The following is a 21,310-nucleotide window of genomic DNA, read 5'->3' on the forward strand; positions in this document are numbered from 1 at the left end:
ACTCAAGCCTCGTGATTGCGTTCCATCCACGCTTCAAAGCCACCCCGCAGCGCCCAGGTCTTTGGATACCCCGCCGCGCGCAGGCGCGAGGCCAGCAGCGCGGCCGAGACCTCGTTGGGGCAGGCGCAATAGACCACGATGTCGGACTCCAGCGCTTGCGGGTCCAGCGTGGGCAAGGGCGCCTTCAGGTCCACGGCGATGGCGCCGGGTATGCGCGCGGCGTCGCCTTGCGCGTCGGGCCGTACATCGAAGACCAGCGTGTTGCGGCCGTCCTGGCGCCATTGCATGAGCTCGTCGACGGACACGCGGGGAATGACGCGCAGGCTGCGCAACAAAAGCCGGCGGCGCAGGAAACGCGCCAGGATGTAAATCGCCAGCACCGCCGCCAGCACGCCCAGCCCCGTCGGGCCGTAGGTGCCCAGCACGTCGAGCACATCATTGATCACGCTGTGGAACAGGCCGCCCAACAACAAGGCGGAGCCCGCCCAGATCATGGACCCTGCCAGGTCATAGAGCAGGAAGCGGCGATAGGCCGTGCCGGTCAGGCCCGCCATGACGGTGGACAGCGCGCCCGCGCCGGGCAGGAACTTGCAGACCAGCAAGGCCCGCACCCCGATGCGCAAATACAGCCGCTGCGTCTGGCGGATGCAGGAGTCCTGCGACAAGGACATCTTGCACACCACGCCCAGCAACCGCGCGCCATAGCGCCGGCCCGCCACATACCAAAGCGTGTCGGCCAACAGGCAGGCCACGGTGGCGGCCAGCCAGGGCGTCAGCCAACCCGCCGCGCCGCCCAACGCGCCCGCCGCGATCAGCATAGGGTAGGCAGGGACGGGCAAGCCCGCTTGTTCGACCAGGACGTTGGCGAACACCAGCCACCCGCCGTATTGCTCGAGCAGCAATTGAATGTCTTGCATGGATCTTCCGGCATGCCGCGCCGCGCGGCCGAAGCAGCGATTTTAATGGCGTGGCCACCCGCGCAACGGTTTGTCGGAGTCGCCGATAGGGGAACAGTGCGTTTTGCCGGCGCGTGTCCATCCCATGAAACGGCGGGCACCAAATTGGTGCCACGGATCCCAGCCGGGGTGCCTATAATCCTGCCCGTCCATCAGGTTTCCCCGACTTGTCGCGAGGAATGCCGCATGGCATACAACTTGCTTCGCCAGGATGGGCCGCGCTGCCGATCCTGCCGCCGCATCGCTGCCATCCCATCACGTTTCCATCCCCCGCGAAGGAGTCACCCGCATGAAATCCCTGTCCACCCTGTCCACAGGCGGCATCGCTCGCCGTGGGCTGCTCAAGCTGGCCGCGGCCGCCGCGACCGGTGCGCTGCTGTTCTCGGGCGCAGTGCAAGCCCAAGCCCCAGCCCAGGCGCCCGCCAAGACCAAGGTTGCCGCCATCTATACGGTGCCGGTCGAACAGCAATGGGTGTCGCGCATCCACAAGGCGCTGACGGCTGCGCGCGACCGTGGCGAGATCGACTACACGTTCTCGGAAAACGTCACCAACGCCGACTACGAGCGCGTCATGCGCCAGTACGCCGAGCAGGGCAACAAGCTGGTGGTGGGCGAAGCCTTCGCGGTGGAATCCGCCGCCCGCAAGGTGGCCAAGGACTACCCGCAGACCGCCTTCCTGATGGGGTCCTCGGGCAAGCCGCAGCAGCCCAACTTCTCGGTGTTCGACAACTACATCCAGGAACCCGCCTACCTGACCGGCATGATCGCCGGCGGCATGAGCCAGAGCGGCAAGATCGGCCTGGTTGGCGGCTACCCCATTCCGGAAGTGAACCGCCTGATGCACGCCTTCATCGAAGGCGCCAAGGAAGTGAACCCGAAGGCCGAATTCACCGTGACCTTCATCGGTTCGTGGTTTGATCCCCCGAAGGCCAAGGAAGCCGCCTTCGCCATGATCGACAAGGGCGCGGACGTGCTGTACGCCGAGCGCTTCGGCGTGTCGGACGCCGCCAAGGAACGCGGCAAGCTGGCCATCGGCAACGTGATCGACACGCAGCCGCAGTACCCCGAAACCGTGGTGGCCTCGGCCCTGTGGAGCATGGAACCCACCATTGACGAAGCGCTCAAGCAGGTCAAGGCCGGCACGTTCAAGGCCGACGACTACGGCCAGTACTCGCTGATGAAGTACAAGGGCTCGTCGCTGGCGCCGCTGGGCACCTTCGAAAAGAAGATTCCCGCCGAACTCGTCGCCAAGGTGGAAGCCAAGCAGAAGGCCATTCTGGACGGCAGCTTCACCGTCAAGGTCAACGACAAAGAACCCAAGTCCTCGGCACGATGAACCAAGCGCCTCTCGCCCTGCAACTGACGGGGATCACCAAACGCTTCGGCAGCCTGACGGCCAACGACGATATCTCGCTGACGCTGCGGCAGGGCGAGGTCTTGGCACTGCTGGGCGAGAACGGCGCCGGCAAATCGACGCTGGTGTCGATTCTGTTCGGCCACTACTTGGCCGACGCGGGCAGCATCGACGTGTTCGGCAAGCCCTTGCCGCCCGGACGGCCCGACGCCGCGCTGGCGGCGGGCGTGGGCATGGTGCATCAGCACTTCACCCTGGCCGACAACCTGACCGTGCTGGACAACATCATGGTCGGCACGGAATCGCTGTGGAAGCTGGCGTCCGGCCGAAGCAAGGCGCGCAAACGCCTGGTTGAACTGGGCCAACGCTTTGGCCTGGGCGTGGACCCGGATGCGCGCGTGGGCGGCTTGTCCGTCGGCGAAAAGCAGCGCGTTGAAATCCTGAAGGCGCTGTATCGCGGCGCGCGCGTGTTGATCCTGGACGAGCCCACCGCGGTGCTCACGCCGCAGGAAGTGCAGGACCTGTTCGCCACGCTGCGCGGTTTTGTCGATGACGGCCTGGCCGTCATCTTCATTTCGCACAAGCTGGACGAAGTGATGGCCGTGTCGCGCCGCGTGGCGGTGCTGCGCCAGGGCAAGCTGGTGGCCGAACGCGACACCGCCGCCACCAGCCCCGCCGAACTGGCTGAATTGATGGTGGGCCGCAAGGTCGTCATGCCGCGCGCCGAAGCGGTGGCCGCCGCCGAACAGGCGGCGCCCGTGGTGACGCTGTCGCAAGTCACCGTGCGCGACAGCCGCGCTGGCGCGCCGCGCCTGGACAGCCTGGACCTTACCGTCCACAAACATGAAATCGTGGCGATCGCGGGCGTGGCCGGCAACGGCCAGCAGGCGCTGGTGTCGGTCTTGACCGGCTTGGCGCAACCGTCCGACGGCACGATCCGGCTGGGCGCCGAACACGCGCCCGCGCCCACGTCGCCCGCCGGCTGGACCGCCGCCCGCGTCGGCCGCATCCCCGAAGATCGCCACGGCGAAGGCATGATCGGCGACAGCCCGCTTTGGGAAAACGCCATCGTCGAAGACCTGAAGGACAAGCGCTTCGCACGCTACGGCCTGATCCGCGCGCGCGCGGGCCGGGCCTACGCCGCGTCGCTGGCCAAGCAGTTCGACGTGCGCGCGGCGTCGCTGGATGTGCGCACGCGCAGCCTGTCGGGCGGCAATATGCAGAAGCTGATCCTGGGACGCACGCTGGCGCGCGAACCGCGCTTTATCGTGGCCGACCAGCCCACCTGGGGCCTGGACATCGGCGCCGTGGCCTATGTGCGCGAGCAATTGCTGGCCGCCCGCGCACGCGGCGCCGGCGTGCTGCTGGTGTCCGAAGACCTGGAAGAGATCTTCGCCCTGGCCGACCGCATCGCCGTGCTGTGCGGCGGCAAGCTCGTCGCCATCAAGCCGGTGGCCGACTGGACGCCCGCGACCGTCGGCCTGGCCATGACGGGAACCCGCGCGTGACGGTTCACACCGCCCCGCGCCGCTTCCCTTTCTATTGAGCATTCTTCGCATGAAACTGATCCTGGAACGTCGCCCCGAGCCCAGCCGCATGGCGCTGGCCTTGGCCCCGATCGCGGCCATCCTTTTCACCCTGGCGATCTGCACCTTGCTGGTGGCCTGGGCCGGCGCGCCCGTGGGCCGCACCTACGCGCTGCTGTTCGAAGGCGCGTTCGGCTCGCGCTTCGCGCTGTCTGAAACGCTGACCCGCGCCACCCCGCTGATGTTGACGGGCCTGGCCTGTGCCGTGGCGTTCCGCGCGCGCTTCTACAACATCGGCGCCGAAGGCCAGTTGTATCTGGGCGCGCTGGCGGCGGTGGCCATCGGCGGGCTGCATGACGGCACGGGTTTCGATCTGCCGGTGCCCGTGCTGTTCGGCGGCATGATGCTGGCGGCGGCCTTGGCGGGCGCCTTGCTGCTGCTGATTCCCGCGCTGCTGAAAACCCGGCTGGGCGTGGATGAGGTCGTCACCACCTTGCTGGGCAACTTCATCGTGCTGCTGTTCGTGTCCATGATGCTGGACGGGCCCATGAAAGACCCGATGGCGATGGGCTGGCCGCAATCCGTGGCGCTGAACGGTGACCTGGAACTGGGCAAGCTGATCGAGCGCACGCGCGCGCATACCGGGCTGCTGTGGGCGGCGGGGCTGGCGCTGGGCTTGTGGCTGCTGAACCGCTATACCGTGTTCGGCTTCCAGATGCGGGCCGTGGGCGCCAACGCACATGCGTCGCGCTTTCTGGGCCTGCCGGTCAACCGCGTGATGCTGGGCACCGCGATGTTGTCCGGCGCGCTGGCCGGTCTGGCAGGCGCTATTGAAGTGGCGGGCCGCACTGGCTACGTCACGCTGGATATGTCGCCGGGCTACGGCTACACCGGCGTGGTCGTCGCCATGCTGGCCGGCCTGCATCCGCTGGGGGTCATCCTGGCCAGCATCTTCGTGGCCGGCATGCTGGTGGGCGCCGACAGCATGAGCCGCGCCATTGCCGTGCCGAACTACATCGCCGACGTCATCGTCGCCACTTCGTTGCTTGCCATGCTGGTCGCGACGCTATTCGCGCAGTACCGCCTGCGCCGCAACCAGGCTTGAGGAACACGCCATGGAATGGATGGATCTATTGAGCACCTCGGCCTTCTGGGTCGCTGTGCTGCGCCTGGCGACGCCGCTGATTCTGGGTACGCTGGGCGTGCTGCTGTGCGAACGCGCCGGCGTGCTGAACCTGGGCATCGAAGGCATCATGGCCGCGGGCGCCTTCACCGGCTGGCTGGTTGTGTACCTGGGCGCGCCGCTGTATGTGGGCGTGCTGGCGGCGGCGTTCGCCGGGGCCGTGTTCGGCCTGTTGCACGCCGTGCTGACGGTGCCATTGGGGCTGTCGCAACACGTGTCGGGGCTGGGGGTGACCTTGCTGGCGACCAGCCTGTCGTACTTTGCGTACCGCGTGACGTTTCCCAGCGTGAACACGCCGCCCACGATCACGCCGTTTGCTGAAATGAAATACCTGGACGGCATTCCGTTGATCGGGCCCGTGCTGGCCGGGCAGACGCCAATGACGCTGATCGCGCTGGCCGCCGTGCCGATTCTGGCATGGGTGCTGAACCGCACGCCGGTCGGGCTGGCGGTCCGCATGGTGGGCGAAAACCCCGCCGCCGCCGAAGGCCAGGGCCTGTCGGTCACGCGGCTGCGCATGGGCGCCATCGTGGCGGGGTCGGCGCTGATGGGGGTTGCCGGCAGCTTCCTGACGCTAGCCGCGTTCAACGCCTTCTTCTTCAACATGGTCAACGGCCGTGGCTGGGTCTGCGTGGCGCTGGTCGTGTTCGCGTCGTGGCGTCCCGGCAAGGCATTGCTGGGCGCGCTGATCTTTGCTTTCTTCGATGCACTGCAACTGCGCCTGCAACAAGGCGGCGCGGCCTTGCCCGGCCTGCCTGAGCTACCGTATCAGGTGTATCTGATGCTGCCCTACATCCTGTCCATCCTGGCCCTGGTGGTGATGGCGCGCCGCGCCGCCTACCCGCAGGCCTTGATGAAACCCTATCGCAAAGGCGAACGCTAATGGCTCGCCCGAGGACCCAACCATGCTCGACCTGATCTTCAAGAATTGCACGCTGCCCGATGGCCGCACGAACATCGACATTGGTGTGGCGCAAGGTCGCATCACTGCCGTGGAACCGGCGTTGAAGGCCGAGGCTGGCCAGACGATTGACGCGGCCGGTCAACTGGTGTCGTCGCCTTTTGTCGACGCGCACTTTCATATGGACTCCACGCTGTCGTTCGGGCTGCCGCGCGTGAACCAGTCGGGCACGCTGCTGGAAGGCATCGCGCTGTGGGGCGAGCTGAAACCGCTCTTGACGCAGGAGGCGCTGGTGGAACGCGCGCTGGCGTATTGCGACTGGGCCGTCGCGCGCGGCCTGTTGGCCATCCGCTCGCATGTGGACGTCTGTGACCCGCGCCTCTTGGCCACCGAAGCGCTGCTGCACGTGCGCGAGAAGGTCAAACCGTACCTGGACCTGCAACTGGTGGCCTTCCCGCAAGACGGCGTGCTGCGCGCACCCGGTGCCCTGGAAAATCTGAAGCGCGCGCTCGACATGGGCGTGGACGTGGTGGGCGGCATTCCGCACTTTGAACGCACCATGCAGGACGGCGCCGAATCCGTGCGCATCCTGTGCGAACTGGCCGCCGAACGTGGCCTGCGCGTGGACATGCACTGCGACGAAAGCGACGACCCGCTGTCGCGCCACATCGAAACGCTGGCCTATCACACGCAGCGCCTGGGCCTGCACGGCCGCGTCACCGGTTCGCACCTGACGTCCATGCATTCGATGGACAACTACTACGTGTCCAAGCTGATCCCGCTGATCCGCGAAGCGGGCGTGGCCGCGATTGCCAACCCGCTGATCAACATCACGCTGCAAGGCCGCCACGACACCTATCCCAAGCGCCGTGGCATGACGCGCGTGCCGGAATTGCTGGCGGCTGGCGTGCCGGTGGCCTTCGGCCATGACTGCGTGATGGACCCCTGGTACAGCCTGGGTTCGGGCGACATGCTGGAAGTGGCGCACATGGGCCTGCATGTGGCCCAGATGACGGGCCAGGACGCCATGCGCGCCTGTTTCGAGGCCGTGACGACCACGCCCGCCAAGATCCTGGGGCTGGACGACACGGGCATCGCGGTCGGCAAGCGTGCCGACCTGGTGCTGCTGCAAGCGCGCGACCCCGTCGAGGCGCTACGCTTGCGCGCGACCCGGCTGATGGTGCTGCGCGCGGGCCAGGTCATTGCGACCACGCCGCCCGCCACCGCCACCCTGAGTCTGCCGGGCCGCCCCGGCCAGGTCAGCTTTCAGACACCGGCCCGCTGACATACCCCGGGCCGCCGACAGGCTGCGGCCGCCTCGCGGCCGTCACGATGATCTCCACCAGCAGCTCCGGCGCGGCCAGCTTGGCCTCGCAGGTGGCGCGGGTGGGCATCGCCTCGGGCAGCGCCCACTCAGCCCACACGCTGTTCATGCCGGCGAAGTCGCGGTCGATATCCTTCAACCAGATCTGCACCGACAACAGCCGCGATTTGTCGATGCCGGCCTGCGCCAGATAGCCATCTATCTTTGCCAACACGTCGCGCGTCTGCGGCACGATGCCGCCTTCGGCCGTTGACGTCACCCCCGCCACATAGACCGTATCGCCGTGGATCACGATGCGGCTCAGGCGCTGGTTGGTGTCTTTGCGCACGATATCGTTGTTCATACGTCCTGCTCCTTTTCTGATGGGGTGGACGCCATCGTGGCGTCCGAAAAACGTTCAATCCGGAATGGCTCGATCGGCATGTCCGTCGCGCCGGTGGTGATCAGGTCGGCCATGATGCGGCCCACGATCGGGCCCAATTCAAAGCCATGCGCCGAAAAGCCGAAGGCATGGAAGGCCGTCTCGTGGCGGCTGCTGCGGCCGATGACGGGAATCTCGTCCGGCATGGCCGCTTCGATGCCGGCCCAGCCCCGGTTCACGATGGCGTCGCGCATGTGCGGAAACAGGTCGCAGACCGTGCGCGCGCCCTCGGCCAGCGAACGAAAGTCCAGCTCGGTCCATTCCGCGTCGCGGTCCACCCAGGCGCGCCGGCCGCCGCCGATCAGCACGGTGCCGTTCGTGCGCTGCTTGAACGATAGCGCGCGTCCCGTGCCCAGCACCACCGGGTCCAGGAAATGGTCCATGCGCAAGGTCACCAGCATCATGGGGCTGATGGCAAGCAGCGGCACGGGCTCGCCCCATTGCGCCGCGATGCGGTCGGCCCAGGCGCCCGCGCAATTCAAGACTTGCGGCGCGGTGTAGGTGCCCGCATCGGTCTCCACCCGCCATTGGCCGCCGTCGTGCGCCACGCGGTCCACGCGCACGCCTTCCAGAAAGCGCGCGCCCAGGCTGGCGGCCTTGCTGCGACACGCCAGCGTCGTGCGGTAGGGGTCGGCCGCCGCATCTTCACGCGCGATCAATCCGCCCTCGATGGTCGGCGCAATCATCGGGATCATGTCCCGCAGCGCTTCAGCGCTGATCCACTGTTCATGCGTGTAGCCGTGATCGGTCATCGTGCGCAAGCGCGTTTGCAGCGCCTGGACATCGGCGGCGTTCTCGGCCACGCGCACCTGGCCGTGCTGCTCGAAGCCGCAGTCGTCATCCACCAGCTCGCCGATGCGATACCAAAGTTCGCGCGAGGCCAGCGCCAGCGGTACTTCGGCCAAGTGCCGCGACAAGGTGCGCACGCCGCCCGCGTTCACGCCCGAGGCATGCCGCCCCACGTAGTTCTTTTCGATCACCAGGGCCGACACGCCCGCGCGCGCCAGATGTAGCGCCGCCGAGCTGCCATGCAGGCCCCCGCCGATGATGATGACTTGCGCCGACCGCGTTGCATCGGTCATGGCATTACTTCTTCAAGCGGACCACGGCCTGGCGGGAATCATCCGTCTGCGGCAGCGACGCGAGTTCTCCCAAGGTCAGCGGCTTGGTCGGGAAGCGCAGCCGGTAATAGCCCACTTCCTGCGTCGGCACGCCGCGTTCCTCGGCGATGATCTCGGCCACGGTCAGCCCGCAGAAGCGCCCTTGGCACGGTCCCATGCCGCAGCGCAGGAAAGCCTTCATCTGGTTGGGACCGGTGCAGCCCAGCTTGACCGTCTCGCGCACTTGCGCGGCGGTGACTTCCTCGCAGCGGCACACGATGGTGTCGCCGGTGGGCCGCCGGAATGCGTCAGGCGCCTTGTACAGCGCGTCGAAGAACTCGCGGCCCCTGACGGCACGGGCGAGCCCGTCGCGCGGCGCCACGGCCTCGCTATCGCGTTTACGGGCGTCGATGCGGCCAAGCAGATGCGCGGCCTGCAAGGCAGCCAGCCGGCCCCGGTGTTCCGCCGCCAGCGCACCCGCGATCCCCGCGCCATCGCCCGCCATGCCGATGCCGTCCACCGACGTCAGGCCCCATTCATCGACCTGCGGCTCCCAACAGTCCAGCGCGTCGTTCCAACGGTGTTCGGCGCCCACGGCGCGCGACAGGTTCACGTTGGGCACCACGCCCTGGTGCAGCATCAGTTGTTCGGCGGGCAAGGTCTTGGTGACGCCGCCCGCCGTGTAGCGCACGCTTTCCAGCTTGCCGTTGCCCAACGCTTCCAAGGCCGTGACGCCGCGCATGATCGGCACCGCCGCCTTGACGGCGCGCAGCAGCTTCAAGCCCTTGCCCAGGTAAGGCGAGCGCAAGAACCCCCACACCTTGGGCAGCGCCTGGCTCATGCGTCCGGGCGGCGTGGTTTCCAGCAGCGCGTCGATCTTCACGCCCGCATTCAGGTACTGCCAGGCCACCAGGTAAAGCAGCGGGCCGCTGCCCGCCAGCACCGTGCGGTCGGCCGGCACCACGCCCGCCGACTTCAGCAGAATCTGCGCCGCGCCCGCGGTGATGACGCCGGGCAGCGTCCAGCCCGGAATCGGAAAGGGCCGCTCTTGCGCGCCCGTGGCCAGCAGCAGCCGGCGCGCGTGCACGATGCGCGCTTCGCCCGCCACCGAGTACGCCACCTCGAAGCCTTTGTCGGGCTGCGGCGCGGTGCGTTCGGCCACCGCCCAGACGGTGGCGCCCGGCACGTAGCGCGCGCCCGATTGCTTGAACGGCGCCACCAGCGACGCACCATGCCAATAGTCTTCGCCCAGGATGCCCCGGTCGGTGACGGGGGTGGTGGTGATGGCGCGATAGATCTGGCCGCCCGGCGCCGGCTGTTCATCCAGCAGCACCGTGTCCACGCCCAACGTGGCCGCCAGCGTCGCCGCCGCCAGGCCCGCCGGGCCCGCGCCCACCACCAGCAAATCGCATTGCGTTGTTTCGATCATGCCTGCACCTTGCGCGCGCCCAACTGGCGCTCGATCTTCATGCCCTCGCGCACGGCCGTCATGCAGCCCTGCTGGTTCGCCTGGCCATCAATGGTGACCAGGCAGTCGTAGCACACCCCCATCATGCAATAGGGGCCGCGCGGCACTTCGTTCACCGCCGTGTCGCGACAGGCCGACACGCCGCCCGCGAACAACGCCGCCGCCACCGTATCGCCTGGCCGGCATTGCAGTTCGGCCCCATTGACCGTCACGCGCACGGGTGCGCTTTGCGTCTGGCGCTGCGCCTCGTCAAGCCTCTTGAACATGAAACCTCCGGGTCGAGAAGGGCGCCATGTCGTCGGCAAGCTTGCCGGCCACGATCATGGGCGCCAGATTGAGCGCGTGCGCGGCGGCCAGCGTCACACCGCTATGACAGGTGGCGACGAAGGCGCCGGGGCACGTTTCGGATTGCTGATAAATGGGAAAGCCGTCCTTGGACATCACGCGCAGCGCCGCCCAGCTGCGCACCACGCGCACGTCGCGCAAGGCCGGCAGCGTGCGCACGGCACGATCAGCCAGCGTACCCAGGATAGGCAGGCCCACCAGGTTATCCACATAGCCGGCTTCTTCCTGCGAATCGCCGATCAGCCAGGTGCCTTCATCGGTCTGGCGCAAGGTGGATAGCGGCGTCTCCAGCATGCGGCGCGTGCGTTCCAGCACCACGATCTGGCCGCGCTGCGGGCGCACCGGCACGTCCAGGCCAACTTGCGCGCCCAGGTCCTTGTTGGACAGGCCCGAGGCCAGCACAAGCTTGCGCGCGCGCACCGTGCCGCCCGGCGTCGCAACCTCGAACACACCATCGCGCTGCTTGATGCCTTGCGCCGGACGGCGCGGCAGGTAATCCACAACCCGCTGTGCAAAACTCGCATGCAGCGCGCGCAGCAGCTTGAGCGGATTGGCAATGCCATCCACCGGTGTCCACGTGGCGCCGCGTACGTCGGGGCCGATGCCCGGCACCAGGTCGGCGACTTCAGCGCGGTCCAGCAGCTTCCAGTCGTATTGCGCCATGCCGGGCTGCGCCAGCAGGGTCTTCATGAAGTTGCCGCGCGCTTCCACTTCTTCATCACTCAGCAGCGCGTGCAGACCGCCGCGCTGCTCCAGATGCACGTCCACGCCGGTCTCATCCAGCAGCTGCGCGGCCAGCCGAGGCCAGCCGGACGCGGACGTCATCGTCCACACGCCGTAGCGCGGCAGGCCCATGCCCTTGCTCTGTACCCACACCAGCCCGAAGTTGCCGCGTGACGCGCGGTAAGCCACGTCGCCTTCGTCCAGTACGGCCACATGGTCCAGTTCGCGCCGCAATCCGTAAGCGATCGCCGAACCCACCAAGCCCCCGCCTATCACCACGGCGTCATAAATGCCGCGATGCACGGGCGCGCGGGGCGCCAGTTCTTTCTCGTCCGTCATTAGCGTCCCTTTCCTACAAACAGCTTTTCCAGACCGACCACGCGGTCCAGGATGAAGATGGCGATGATGGTCACGTAGATCAGCACGGCTGACACGGCGGTGACCAGCGGGTCGATCGTGTCTTCGATGTGCAGGAAGATGCGCACCGGCAACGTCGTCGTGGACGGCGAGGCAATGAAGATCGACATGGTCAATTCGTCAAAGCTCGTAATGAAGGCGATCACCCAGCCGCTGACCACCCCCGGCAACAACAGCGGCAGCACCACGCGCCGAAACGCCGTCCAGTTGGACGCGCCCAGCGACTGCGCGGCGCGCTCCAGCGCGGGGTCGATGCCGGTGGCCGACGCCAGCACCAGGCGCAGCGCGTACGGCATCACCAATATCACGTGCGCCACCACCAGGCCCACATAGGTGCCGGCCAGATCCACCGTGGTGAAGAACTTCAGGAAGGCCAGCCCCAGCACCACATGCGGAATCATCAGCGGCGACATGAAGAAGGCCACCAGTGCCTCGCGGCCACGGAACCGGTTGCGGGCCAGGGCCAGCGCGCTGGGCACGGCCAGGCCGATCGCCAGCGTGGCCGACAGCGTGCCCAGGCCCAGGCTGAACCAGAACGCCTCGACAAAGCGCGGGTTGTCCAGAATGGCACGGAACCAGCGCAGCGACAGCCCGGTGGTGGGTAGCGAGATAAAGCCTTCGGAGGTGAACGCCACCGCGCACACCATGACGATGGGCGCCAGGATGAAGAGGATGAAAAGCGTGTGGAAGATCAGCCCGATGGGGCCGTTTCGAAATTGCATCTCAGCCTCCGGCCTGGTTGAAGACGGCGCCGTACTTGCGTTCGATGATGCGGTTGGCCGACAGCAACACCACCACGGTCGCCAGCAGCAGCACCACCGCCAGGGCCGCGCCCAGGGGCCAGTTCAGCGTGTTCAGGAATTCGTCGTAGGCAGCGGTGGCCACGTTCTTCAGCCGCCGCCCGCCGATGATGGCCGGCGTGGCGAAGGAACTTGCCGCCATCGCAAACACCATGATGGCGCCCGACAGAATGCCCGGCATCACCTGCGGCACGATCACGCGGCGGATCACGGTGAACTGCGACGCGCCCAACGACAGCGCGGCGGCTTCCGTGGCCGGGTTGATCCGCTGCAAGGACGCCCACACCGAAATCACCATGAAGGGCACCAGCACGTGCGTCAGCGCAATGCCCACGCCCAGGTTGCTGTACATCAGGTCCACGGGCGTCGAGGTCAGGCCGATGCCCATCAGCACCTTGCTGATCAGGCCGGTGGAACCGAACAACAGCGCCCAGCCCAGCGTGCGCACCACCACCGAAATCAAGAGCGGCCCCAACACCACCATCAGGAACAAGCCCTTCCACGGGTTGGCCATGCGCGACAAGACATACGCTTCGGCCGTGCCCAGAATCAGGCAGGCCACGGTCACGGCGGCCGCCACGCCGAACGTGCGCGCGTAGATCTCGTAGTAGTAGCCGTCGCTGAAGATTTCAAAGTAGTTCTTCCAGGTAAACGTGGCCTGCATGCCGCCGTAGAACTGGAAGTCGAAAAAGCTGATCAGGAACACCAGCGCCATCGGCACCACCAGGAAGGTGGCGTACACCACCAGCGCCGGCGCGCTCAGTACCCAGGGGTTGGTGCGCGTGCTCATGACGCGCTGCCCCGCGGCGCGGACGCCACCTCGCACATGTCTTGCGCGCGCCAGCGCAAATGCACGGTCTCGCCCTCGGCGGGCACCGGCACGCCGTCGTTCTGGCGGATCACCATCACTTCGCCCACCGACGTATCTACCTGGCATAGCCAGTGGTTGCCCTGGAAGACGCGGGTCTTCATGCGGCCGGGCAGGGCACAGGCGGCGGGTTCCGAGAACAGGATTTTTTCAGGCCGCACGATTACCGCGCCTTGCGGCACGGCCGCGCCGGCCATCGGGATATGCGCCTCGCCGATGCGGGCACGCGTTTCGTTTTCGTAATGCTCGGCCTGGGGCGTGAACACATTGGCCTTGCCCAGGAAGCCGCCCACGAAATGGCTGGCCGGCCCTTCGTAGGCCTGGAAGGGTTCGGCCACCTGCTCCACGCGGCCCTGGTTCATGACCACGATGCGGTCCGACAGCGCCAGCGCCTCGGACTGATCATGCGTGACCAGGATGGTGGTGGTGCCGATGGTGCGCTGGATGCTGCGCAGTTCCAACTGCATTTCCTCGCGCAGCTTGGCGTCCAGGTTCGACAGCGGTTCATCCAGCAGCAACACGCTGGGCCGGATGACCAGCGCGCGAGCCAAAGCCACCCGCTGCTGCTGCCCGCCCGACATCTGTGCGGGATGGCGGTCCGCCAAGTGCGACAGCCCCACCAGCTTCAACGCATCGGCCACGCGCGCTTCGCGCTCGTCCTTCTTGACCCGCTGCATCTCAAGACCAAACGACACGTTTTCGGCCACCGTCATGTGCGGGAACAGCGCGTAGTTCTGGAACACTAGGCCCAGGCCGCGCTTGTTGGCCGGCACGCGGCTGACGTCACGGCCGTCCAGCACGATGCTGCCGCCCGTGGGTTCGACAAAGCCCGCGATCATTTGCAGGGTGGTCGTCTTGCCGCAACCCGAGGGCCCCAGCAGCGAAATGAATTCGCCCCGGTTCACGGACAGGCTCAGCTCTTGCACGGCGGTGGTCTCGCCATAGCGCTTGCTAAGGCGGTTCAACACTAGATAGGTCATGAAGGCTCCCGTGGGCGACGCGCCGCGCCGCCCCGTATTGCACTACCGGCGATTGCGCGTCAACGCTCGACTTCGCGCGTCCAGCGCTTGTTCCATTCGTCGCGGTTCTGGTTGACGGTGTCCCAGTCGATCACGATGAGGTCGGCGGCGCGCTTGCCAATCGGCAGCGGCACACGCGGGTCGTCGGTGACCTTGGCCTTCTTGTTGACGGGGCCGTAGCCATAGGCGGACGCCAGCTTTTCCTGCACCTCGGGCGACACCAGGTACTGCACGAAGGCCTGCGCGGCCGGGTTGGCGTTGGACTTGGCCACCGGGCACACGGACGACAGCAAGGCGTAGGCGCCTTCCTGCGGGTACACGAAGCCCACCGGGAAGCCGGTGTCGGCGAACGACTTGGCGCGGCCGCTGCCCCACACGGAAATCAGCGCCTGGCCGCTGGAGAACAGCTCGGTCATCTTGCCCGGGGACGGTTCATAGACCAGCACGTTGGGGCCGATTTCATTCTTGAAGGTGGTGAAGCCGGCGTCGATATTCTTTTCACCGCCGCCACCCTCGCGGGCGTACTCCACCACGGCGTGCAGCCCATAGGTGTTGTTCAGCGGCGGCACCACCAACAGCTTCTTGTACTTGGGGTCCTTCAGGTCTTTCCAGGACGTGGGCGGGGCCCACTTCTTCTCTTCGAAAGCCTTCTTGTTGTACATGATGCCGGTGGCCACGATGCCGATGGCCACTGCCTTGTCGTCCTTGTAGCGCGCGGTGCTGTAGAGGTCGTCAGCGGGCAGGCCCTTGATGGGGGCACAAAATCCCAGCGCGATGGCTTGGTACATGGGGCCGTCATCAATGATGGCCACGTCTATCTGCTGATTGCTTTTCTGCGCTTGCAGGCGCGCCACCGTGTTGGTGGAATTGCCGGCCACATAGTCCAGTTCAATGCCGTGCTGCTTGGCGAAGGGCGGGAAGATGTCCTTGCGCATGATGTCTTCGAACGAGCCGCCATAACCTGCCACCACCAACTTCTGCTGCGCCATGGCGTTGGCGCTGAGCCCTGCGGCTACCGTTGCCGCTGCGAGTACTGCAAGTACCTTGCTCATGAGAACCCCCGATTTGTTGGTACACTTTGTCCGTACATGAATGTCCGGACAAATAATGAATCCGACCGGACATCGTTGTCAATCGGGTTATCGTCCGTACAAACCCCATATAACAATTCAAGGAGCCTCCTCATGACCCGATCCTCCGAGCGCGCAACCGGCCCCGGCGGAGCACGGCAAGCGCGTGGCAAGCCCGAATCGCAAGCGCCGGACGTTGATACCGGCGGCCCCCGCTACAAGAGCATTTTTCAAACCTTGTCGCAGGACATCAGCGCCGGCCGCTACCCCGTGATGACGCTGCTGCCCACTGAACACGAGCTTTGCGACCAGTTCAACGCCAGCCGCCACACCATCCGTGAAGCCATCCGCATGCTGACCGTGGCGGGCATGGTGTCGCGCCGCCCCGGCGTGGGCACCCGCGTTGAAACGGCCCGCGCCAGCACGCGTTTCACGCAACGCATCTCGCAATTCCCCGACCTGCTTCAGTACGCGCGCAACGCCGCCCTGCTGGTGCAGGACGTGCGTACCATCAAGCTGCCCAAGCGGCTGGCCGAATCGCTGGGCTGCCCCGCTGACAAGTCCTGGCTGCATATCAACTCCATCAAGACACTCGACGACCAGGGCACCGCCGCGGCCAGCACGCTGATCTACGCGGACCCCGAGCATTCGGACGTGCGCGTGGACGTCAAATCACGCATATCGCTACTGCGCCTGATCGAAGACCATTTCGGTGACCGCATCACCGAGGTCAACCAGGAGTTCTCGGCCACGCCCATCAACGCCACCATCGCCAAGCAGCTCAAGGTGGAACCCAAGACGGCGGGCTTCGTCATCACCCGCCGCTACTACGGCGATGGCGGCTTGCTGCTGCTGGCCACCATCACCACCTTCCCGCACGACAAGATGAAGTACTCCATGACCCTCAACGTGGGGTAGTTGCCCCTGCGCCGTCGGCCGCGCGCACGCCTCGCATACCGTAGGCCGTGCGTGCCGCATCCAAGCTGATCTTGCCGTCGGCGAGGTCTTGCGCAATGCGTGCCTGGGTGCGTTCGGCCGGCGGCCCATAGCCGCCACCACCGGGCGTTTCGATGCGCACGCTTTCGCCGGCCGCCAGCGCAATGTTGGCGGTCTTGGAAAACAGTTCTTCCTCTTGCGGCGTGCCGAAGTTGCGCACCAGCCGGGCACGCCGCCCGTCGCCGCCACCATCCACGCCCGCCGCCACGCCCACCGTGTGGCTATCCGACCGCGCCGAGAACACGATGCCTGGGCCCACCGCGCGAATCTGCTTGGCAATCGCCATGCCGCCGCGCGTGCGGCCTGGGCCGCCCGAGTCCTGGATCATGGCGTACTCGTCCATCAGCAAGGGGTATTCGTTTTCCAGCGCTTCCACGGGCAGGTTCGAGGTGTTGGTCATGTGCACATGCACGGCGTCCATGCCGTCCGCATCGAAGCGCGCACCCGCTCCACCGCCCAAGGTTTCCAAGTAAACGAAGTGGCCCGCGCGCTCGCGCCAGCGGCCTGAAAACACGATGGCGGGGCAGCAGTCATTGCTGGACGCCATGGTCTTTTCCGGCGGCAGCAGGCCACGGAACGCACCGAAGATCGCGCCCGCGACTTTCTGCGCGGTGATGGACCGCGCGCCCACGGCGGCCGGATGCTCGGGGTTGGTGATGGTGCCCACCGGCGCCGACAGCGTGATGGGGTCGAACAGGCCGGCGTTGGGTGCAAGGTCAGGGTCCAGCAGCGCTTTCACGGCGTAGTACACGCAGGCGCGCAGGGCATTGATCGGCAGGTTCATCGCGCCGCGCGCCTGCTTGCCGGAGCCTTCGAAATCAAAGTGCAGGTTGTCGTGGCTGACGGTCAGCGTCACCTGGATGGGCACGGGGTCGCCGCCCATGCCGTCGTCATCCAGATCGCTGCGAAAGGTGTAGCTGCCCGCTTGCAGTTCGGCGATGCGGTTGAGCAGGCGGCGGCGCGTGTAGGCGATGACGTCGTCCACCGAACGCAGCACGGCGTCCAGCCCCATCTGGCGGATCAGGCCTTGCACGGCGGCCGCGCCACGGCGGTTGGTGGCCATCTGCACGCGCAGGTCCAGCACGCGCTCTTCGGGGTCGCGGGTGTTGGCGCAGATCAGGCGCAGCATGTCTTCATCGTTCTGGCCGTGGCGCGCGATGCGGCAGGCGGGGATGCGGATGCCTTCCTCGAAGATCGACTTCAAGCCGCCCGCGATGGACCCGGGCACCGCGCCGCCCACGTCCGAATGGTGCGCGATGTTGGCGGCGAAGAAGCGCAGCACGCCGTCCCAGAATACGGGGGTGACGATGTTGATGTCGGGCAGGTGGCTGCCATCGGCCAGATAGGGGTCGTTGCAGATGAACACGTCGCCCTCGCGGATGTCATCCACCGGGTACGTGCGCAAGATCGCGCCCATGGCCCCGTCCAGCGAACCCAGGTGCAGCGGAATCTGCGTGCCCTGCGCAACCAGCCTGCCGGCCGCGTCGAACAAGGCCACCGAGCAATCCTTGCGTTCCTTGATGTTGGTGGAGAACGACGCGCGCACCAGCGTGTTGTTCATATCCTCGGTAATGGAGAGCAGGCGGTTGCAGAACACCTCCATGCCGATGGGGTCGGCCAGCGCCACGACGGTATTGGAATGGTCGGGCTTGGCGTTGTCGGGCTTAGCGTTGTCGGGCTTATTCATGCAAGCCTCCTTGCAAACGGATGATCAGGTTGCCGTACTCGTCCACGCTGGCTGCGTGGCCCACGCCCACCACCGTGGTCGAGCTCATTTCCTCAAGCAGGGCAGGGCCGATGAAGCACGCGCCGGTCGGCACGCGGTCGCGGTCGTAGACGGGCGTCTCCTTCCAGCCGTGCACCGCGCCGAAGTAGGCCTTGCGCCGTCCCAGGCTGGCGTCTTCCAGCTCGCCGCCGATGTAGCGCGGCGCAAGCGGCGCCTTCACCACCTGGCCCACGGCCTGCATGCGGCAATTGATGATCTGCACCTTGCGGTCATCCACCGTGTAGCCGTATTCACGTTCATGCGCCTCGGCAAAACGGCGGGCAAATTCCGCATGGCCGCCCGCGCCCATGTCCACGCCATCCAGGCTGACCTGCACTTCAAAGTTCTGGCCTTCATAGCGCGCATCGATGGCGCTATGGCACACGCGTAGTGCCGGGTCCACGCGCTCCGTTTCAAGCCAGCGCTCGGCCTGCTGGCGCAAGCCGTCAAAGATGGCGGCGATGGCGGGCCAGGTGTCATCGGACGCGAGCGATATTTCGCTTTGCACGAAGTCGAACGAGATGTCGCTCAACAAGATGCCGCGCGCACACATGGTGCCCGGTTCCTGCGGCACGATGACGACGGGGATGCCGCATTCCTCGGCCACTTCCACCGCATGCAGGGGCCCCGCGCCGCCGTAGGCGTAGAGCGCGAAGCAGGACAGGTCGTAGCCGCGTTCGGTGGATACCGCGCGAATGGCGCGGCTCATGTTGGCTGCCGCGATGCGCAGGATGCCTTCGGCCGCGGCCTCGGGTTCCAGGCCCAGCGGCTGCGCCACGCGCTGCTCGATCACGTCGCGTGCGGCCTGGGCGTGCACGGGCATGCGTCCGTTCAGCAATGCGATGGGGTTCAGCCGCTGTAGCGCGATTTCGGCATCGGTAATGGTGGGCTCCTGCCCGCCACGGCCATAGCCCACCGGCCCGGGCACCGCGCCCGCGCTGTGCGGCCCTACCTTCAAGGCGCCCGCGTCGTCCAGCCAGGCGATGCTGCCGCCGCCCGCGCCGATCACGTGGATGTCGACCATGGGCGTCTTGACGGGGTAGCCCGCCACCTGCCGATGCGAGGTAAACAGTGGACGCCCGTCGCACACCAGCGACACGTCGGTGCTGGTGCCGCCGACGTCGAAGGTGACCAGGTTCAGGCTGCCGATGGCGCGCCCCACCGCCGCCGCACCCACCACGCCGGCCGCCGGCCCCGACAGGCAGGTACGCACGGGGTATTGGCGCACGGTGCCGATCGACATCAGGCCGCCGTTGGAGTGGATGGTGTGCGGCTCGTGGCTGATGTCCAGGTCGCGCACCCGTTGCAGGAAGCGTTCCAGATAGCGCGCCATCTTCGGCCCCACCGCCGCGTTCAGCACCGTGGTGGACAGGCGCTCGTATTCGCGAAATTCTGGCAGCACATCGGACGACATGCTGATGTAGGCGCCGGGCATGACCTCGGCCACGATCTGCGCGGCGCGGCGCTCGTGCGCGGGGTTGCGGTAGGCGTGCAGAAAGCACACGGTGACGGCTTCGATACCGGCTTCGGCGAATTGCCGCGCGGCGGCCTGCACCTGGGCTTCATCCAGCGGCGTGAGCACGTCTCCCGACGCGCTCACGCGCTCGCTCACTTCAACACGGAACTCACGCGGCACGGCCACGGGCGGCTTGCCGACGCTGTAGTCGTACAGGTGGGGCCGCGTCTGGCGGCCGATTTCCAGCACGTCGCGAAAGCCGCGCGTGGTGATCAGGCCAACACGCGCGCCCTTGCGCTCGATGATGAGGTTGGTGGCAACGGTGGTGCCGTGGCCCACGTGCGACACCTGCGAGGGCGCCACGTCATGGTCCGCCAGCATCTGGCCGATGCCGGTGGCAATGGCCTCGGACGGGTCGTGCGGGGTGGAGGGCACTTTGTGGAAGTGCACCACGCCCGCGTCCTCGTCGATCATCGTGAAGTCGGTGAACGTGCCGCCGACGTCTATCCCTATGCGATACATATCGTGTGTTCCAAAGAAAGTGTGCTGCCAGGGAAGATCAGTCCAGGCGGATGCCGGCTTGCTTGACCACCCCGCACCATTTGCTGATCTCGCTTTTGATCATCGTGGCGAACGCGGGGCCCGCCACGTCCGACACCTGCGCGCCCTGCTGTTCCAGGTACGTTTTCATGGCGGGCGCGTGCAGGGTCTGCACCAGGCCGTCGGTGAGCTGCTGGCGCAGCGGCTCGGGCATGTTGGCGGGGGCCAGCATGCCAAACCACACCATGGCTTCGTAGCCGGGGTAACCGGATTCCGCGACGGTGGGCACATCGGGCAACATCGACGAACGCTCGGGCGAGGTCACGGCCAGCGCCTTGATCTTGCCGTCCTTGATGTAGGGGTACGACGTCATCACCACGTCCATCATCATGTTGACCTGGCCGCCCACCAGATCGATGAGCGCGGGGCCGGAGCCGCGATACGGCACGTGCACCATGGAGACGCCGGCGGTGGACTTGAACAGTTCGGCCGCCAGGTGGTTGGACGTGCCCTGGCCGTTGGAGGCGAAGGAGTATTTTTCGGGCTCCTTCTTCAGCAGCGCCACGAACTCTTTCAAGCTGTTGGCGGGCACCGATTGGTTCACCGACATGACGTTGGGAATGGTGGCCACCACGGTCAGGGGCGTGAAGTCCTTGACGGCGTCGTAGGGCAGCTTGGAATAGATGCACGGGGCGCTGCCGTGTGTGCTGACCGAGCCCATCAGAATGGTGTAGCCGTCGGCCGGCTGGCGGGCCACGTATTCGGTACCGACGGTGCCGCCGGCGCCGGGCCGGTTTTCAACGATGACGTTGGCGGACAGGCGCTGGCCCAATCCGTCGGCGATCTTGCGGGCGATGAGGTCGGTGGACCCACCCGCGGCAAACGGCACGACGATGCGGATCACCTTGTCCGGCCACGCGGCGGTGGCGGTGCCGGCGGCGGCAAACAACGCGACCCCGGCGGCAATGCGGAAGCAACTGCGTATCAGCCCTTGGTTCATGGCTTGGTTTCCCCTTGTTGATAGAACTTCGTGGTGGCCGGATCATGCGTGTCCGGTCCTGGTTCGCTGCAACAACAG

19 protein-coding genes are annotated in these 21,310 nt (G+C 66.6%); 6 read left to right on the forward strand and 13 right to left on the reverse strand.

Annotated features, from left to right (window positions below; translation table 11 throughout):
* Positions 1–2 precede the first annotated feature (2 nt).
* Entirely contained in the window at positions 3–917 is a 915-nt protein-coding gene (locus CVS48_RS05805; RefSeq protein ID WP_100853646.1) for a DedA family protein/thiosulfate sulfurtransferase GlpE, read from the reverse strand.
* Between the two features lie 328 nt (positions 918–1,245).
* Between CVS48_RS05805 and CVS48_RS05810 the strand changes: the two genes are divergently transcribed.
* From CVS48_RS05810 to CVS48_RS05830, 5 genes are read left to right on the forward strand one after another with little or no spacing between them, the layout of a single operon-like run.
* On the forward strand, positions 1,246–2,292 hold the full coding sequence (locus CVS48_RS05810) for a BMP family protein (protein WP_100853647.1): 1,047 nt from the start codon (positions 1,246–1,248) through the stop codon (positions 2,290–2,292).
* Complete coding sequence (locus CVS48_RS05815) at positions 2,289–3,818, forward strand: ABC transporter ATP-binding protein (protein WP_100853648.1); 1,530 nt, start codon at positions 2,289–2,291, stop codon at positions 3,816–3,818. Before CVS48_RS05810 ends, CVS48_RS05815 begins: the two co-directional genes overlap by 4 nt.
* A 49-nt stretch (positions 3,819–3,867) precedes the next feature.
* Positions 3,868–4,941, forward strand: coding sequence for an ABC transporter permease (locus tag CVS48_RS05820; RefSeq protein WP_100853649.1), 1,074 nt, complete (start codon positions 3,868–3,870; stop codon positions 4,939–4,941).
* Positions 4,942–4,951: 10 nt separating this feature from the next.
* Positions 4,952–5,902 carry an ABC transporter permease gene (locus CVS48_RS05825; RefSeq protein ID WP_100853650.1) on the forward strand — a complete coding sequence of 317 codons (951 nt, stop codon included), beginning with the start codon at positions 4,952–4,954 and terminating at the stop codon, positions 5,900–5,902.
* Between the two features lie 22 nt (positions 5,903–5,924).
* Positions 5,925–7,205 carry an amidohydrolase family protein gene (locus CVS48_RS05830; protein WP_100853651.1) on the forward strand — a complete coding sequence of 427 codons (1,281 nt, stop codon included), beginning with the start codon at positions 5,925–5,927 and terminating at the stop codon, positions 7,203–7,205.
* On the opposite strand, the gene CVS48_RS05835 is transcribed toward CVS48_RS05830, so the two are convergent.
* Genes CVS48_RS05835 through CVS48_RS05875 form a run of 9 tightly spaced genes read right to left on the reverse strand, consistent with a single transcriptional unit; the run spans position 7,180 to position 15,457 of the window.
* Entirely contained in the window at positions 7,180–7,587 is a 408-nt protein-coding gene (locus CVS48_RS05835; RefSeq protein WP_100853652.1) for a RidA family protein, read from the reverse strand. The two genes, CVS48_RS05830 and CVS48_RS05835, sit on opposite strands and share 26 nt — an antisense overlap.
* Complete coding sequence (locus CVS48_RS05840) at positions 7,584–8,747, reverse strand: NAD(P)/FAD-dependent oxidoreductase (protein ID WP_100853653.1); 1,164 nt, start codon at positions 8,745–8,747, stop codon at positions 7,584–7,586. The genes CVS48_RS05835 and CVS48_RS05840 overlap by 4 nt, the downstream gene beginning before the upstream one ends.
* Positions 8,748–8,751: 4 nt before the next feature.
* Positions 8,752–10,194, reverse strand: a complete 1,443-nt coding sequence (locus tag CVS48_RS05845; protein ID WP_100853654.1) for an FAD/NAD(P)-dependent oxidoreductase — start codon at positions 10,192–10,194, stop codon at positions 8,752–8,754.
* A complete protein-coding gene (locus CVS48_RS05850) occupies positions 10,191–10,499 on the reverse strand; it encodes a (2Fe-2S)-binding protein (RefSeq protein ID WP_100853655.1) in 309 nt (102 codons plus the stop codon). The genes CVS48_RS05845 and CVS48_RS05850 overlap by 4 nt, the downstream gene beginning before the upstream one ends.
* Positions 10,483–11,640, reverse strand: coding sequence for an NAD(P)/FAD-dependent oxidoreductase (locus CVS48_RS05855; RefSeq protein WP_100853656.1), 1,158 nt, complete (start codon positions 11,638–11,640; stop codon positions 10,483–10,485). The genes CVS48_RS05850 and CVS48_RS05855 overlap by 17 nt, the downstream gene beginning before the upstream one ends.
* Complete coding sequence (locus CVS48_RS05860) at positions 11,640–12,440, reverse strand: ABC transporter permease (protein ID WP_100853657.1); 801 nt, start codon at positions 12,438–12,440, stop codon at positions 11,640–11,642. Before CVS48_RS05860 ends, CVS48_RS05855 begins: the two co-directional genes overlap by 1 nt.
* Before the next feature lies 1 nt (position 12,441).
* Positions 12,442–13,308: an ABC transporter permease gene (locus tag CVS48_RS05865; RefSeq protein ID WP_100853658.1), complete on the reverse strand. Its 867-nt coding sequence runs from the start codon at positions 13,306–13,308 to the stop codon at positions 12,442–12,444.
* Positions 13,305–14,366: an ABC transporter ATP-binding protein gene (locus tag CVS48_RS05870; protein WP_100853659.1), complete on the reverse strand. Its 1,062-nt coding sequence runs from the start codon at positions 14,364–14,366 to the stop codon at positions 13,305–13,307. Before CVS48_RS05870 ends, CVS48_RS05865 begins: the two co-directional genes overlap by 4 nt.
* Before the next feature lie 59 nt (positions 14,367–14,425).
* Entirely contained in the window at positions 14,426–15,457 is a 1,032-nt protein-coding gene (locus tag CVS48_RS05875; RefSeq protein ID WP_100853660.1) for an ABC transporter substrate-binding protein, read from the reverse strand.
* A 132-nt stretch (positions 15,458–15,589) separates the two neighbouring features.
* Here CVS48_RS05875 and CVS48_RS05880 point away from each other — a divergent pair, with 132 nt between their 5' ends.
* The gene (locus CVS48_RS05880) at positions 15,590–16,393 is read left to right on the forward strand and encodes a GntR family transcriptional regulator (protein ID WP_100853661.1); all 804 of its coding nucleotides are present in this window, start codon (positions 15,590–15,592) and stop codon (positions 16,391–16,393) included.
* On the opposite strand, the gene CVS48_RS05885 is transcribed toward CVS48_RS05880, so the two are convergent.
* The 3 genes from CVS48_RS05885 to CVS48_RS05895 are packed head-to-tail and all read right to left on the reverse strand — an operon-like array spanning position 16,380 to position 21,232.
* Entirely contained in the window at positions 16,380–18,158 is a 1,779-nt protein-coding gene (locus CVS48_RS05885) for a hydantoinase B/oxoprolinase family protein (protein ID WP_100853662.1), read from the reverse strand. The two genes, CVS48_RS05880 and CVS48_RS05885, sit on opposite strands and share 14 nt — an antisense overlap.
* Positions 18,151–20,214, reverse strand: a complete 2,064-nt coding sequence (locus CVS48_RS05890) for a hydantoinase/oxoprolinase family protein (protein WP_100853663.1) — start codon at positions 20,212–20,214, stop codon at positions 18,151–18,153. Before CVS48_RS05890 ends, CVS48_RS05885 begins: the two co-directional genes overlap by 8 nt.
* A gap of 37 nt (positions 20,215–20,251) precedes the next feature.
* On the reverse strand, positions 20,252–21,232 hold the full coding sequence (locus CVS48_RS05895) for a Bug family tripartite tricarboxylate transporter substrate binding protein (RefSeq protein ID WP_100853664.1): 981 nt from the start codon (positions 21,230–21,232) through the stop codon (positions 20,252–20,254).
* Positions 21,233–21,310 lie beyond the last annotated feature (78 nt).

It is taken from the genome of Achromobacter spanius (assembly GCF_002812705.1).
Classification (GTDB): Bacteria; Pseudomonadota; Gammaproteobacteria; order Burkholderiales; family Burkholderiaceae_B; genus Achromobacter; species Achromobacter spanius.

Bases quoted from the DNA above. Each gene is read 5' to 3' on its own strand.
- CVS48_RS05805 (WP_100853646.1), bottom strand. From the start codon at position 917: ATGCAAGACATTCAATTGCTGCTCGAGCAATACGGCGGGTGGCTGGTG.
- CVS48_RS05810 (WP_100853647.1), top strand. From the start codon at position 1,246: ATGAAATCCCTGTCCACCCTGTCCACAGGCGGCATCGCTCGCCGTGGG.
- CVS48_RS05815 (WP_100853648.1), top strand. From the start codon at position 2,289: ATGAACCAAGCGCCTCTCGCCCTGCAACTGACGGGGATCACCAAACGC.
- CVS48_RS05820 (WP_100853649.1), top strand. From the start codon at position 3,868: ATGAAACTGATCCTGGAACGTCGCCCCGAGCCCAGCCGCATGGCGCTG.
- CVS48_RS05825 (WP_100853650.1), top strand. From the start codon at position 4,952: ATGGAATGGATGGATCTATTGAGCACCTCGGCCTTCTGGGTCGCTGTG.
- CVS48_RS05830 (WP_100853651.1), top strand. From the start codon at position 5,925: ATGCTCGACCTGATCTTCAAGAATTGCACGCTGCCCGATGGCCGCACG.
- CVS48_RS05835 (WP_100853652.1), bottom strand. From the start codon at position 7,587: ATGAACAACGATATCGTGCGCAAAGACACCAACCAGCGCCTGAGCCGC.
- CVS48_RS05840 (WP_100853653.1), bottom strand. From the start codon at position 8,747: ATGACCGATGCAACGCGGTCGGCGCAAGTCATCATCATCGGCGGGGGC.
- CVS48_RS05845 (WP_100853654.1), bottom strand. From the start codon at position 10,194: ATGATCGAAACAACGCAATGCGATTTGCTGGTGGTGGGCGCGGGCCCG.
- CVS48_RS05850 (WP_100853655.1), bottom strand. From the start codon at position 10,499: ATGTTCAAGAGGCTTGACGAGGCGCAGCGCCAGACGCAAAGCGCACCC.
- CVS48_RS05855 (WP_100853656.1), bottom strand. From the start codon at position 11,640: ATGACGGACGAGAAAGAACTGGCGCCCCGCGCGCCCGTGCATCGCGGC.
- CVS48_RS05860 (WP_100853657.1), bottom strand. From the start codon at position 12,440: ATGCAATTTCGAAACGGCCCCATCGGGCTGATCTTCCACACGCTTTTC.
- CVS48_RS05865 (WP_100853658.1), bottom strand. From the start codon at position 13,308: ATGAGCACGCGCACCAACCCCTGGGTACTGAGCGCGCCGGCGCTGGTG.
- CVS48_RS05870 (WP_100853659.1), bottom strand. From the start codon at position 14,366: ATGACCTATCTAGTGTTGAACCGCCTTAGCAAGCGCTATGGCGAGACC.
- CVS48_RS05875 (WP_100853660.1), bottom strand. From the start codon at position 15,457: ATGAGCAAGGTACTTGCAGTACTCGCAGCGGCAACGGTAGCCGCAGGG.
- CVS48_RS05880 (WP_100853661.1), top strand. From the start codon at position 15,590: ATGACCCGATCCTCCGAGCGCGCAACCGGCCCCGGCGGAGCACGGCAA.
- CVS48_RS05885 (WP_100853662.1), bottom strand. From the start codon at position 18,158: ATGAATAAGCCCGACAACGCTAAGCCCGACAACGCCAAGCCCGACCAT.
- CVS48_RS05890 (WP_100853663.1), bottom strand. From the start codon at position 20,214: ATGTATCGCATAGGGATAGACGTCGGCGGCACGTTCACCGACTTCACG.
- CVS48_RS05895 (WP_100853664.1), bottom strand. From the start codon at position 21,232: ATGAACCAAGGGCTGATACGCAGTTGCTTCCGCATTGCCGCCGGGGTC.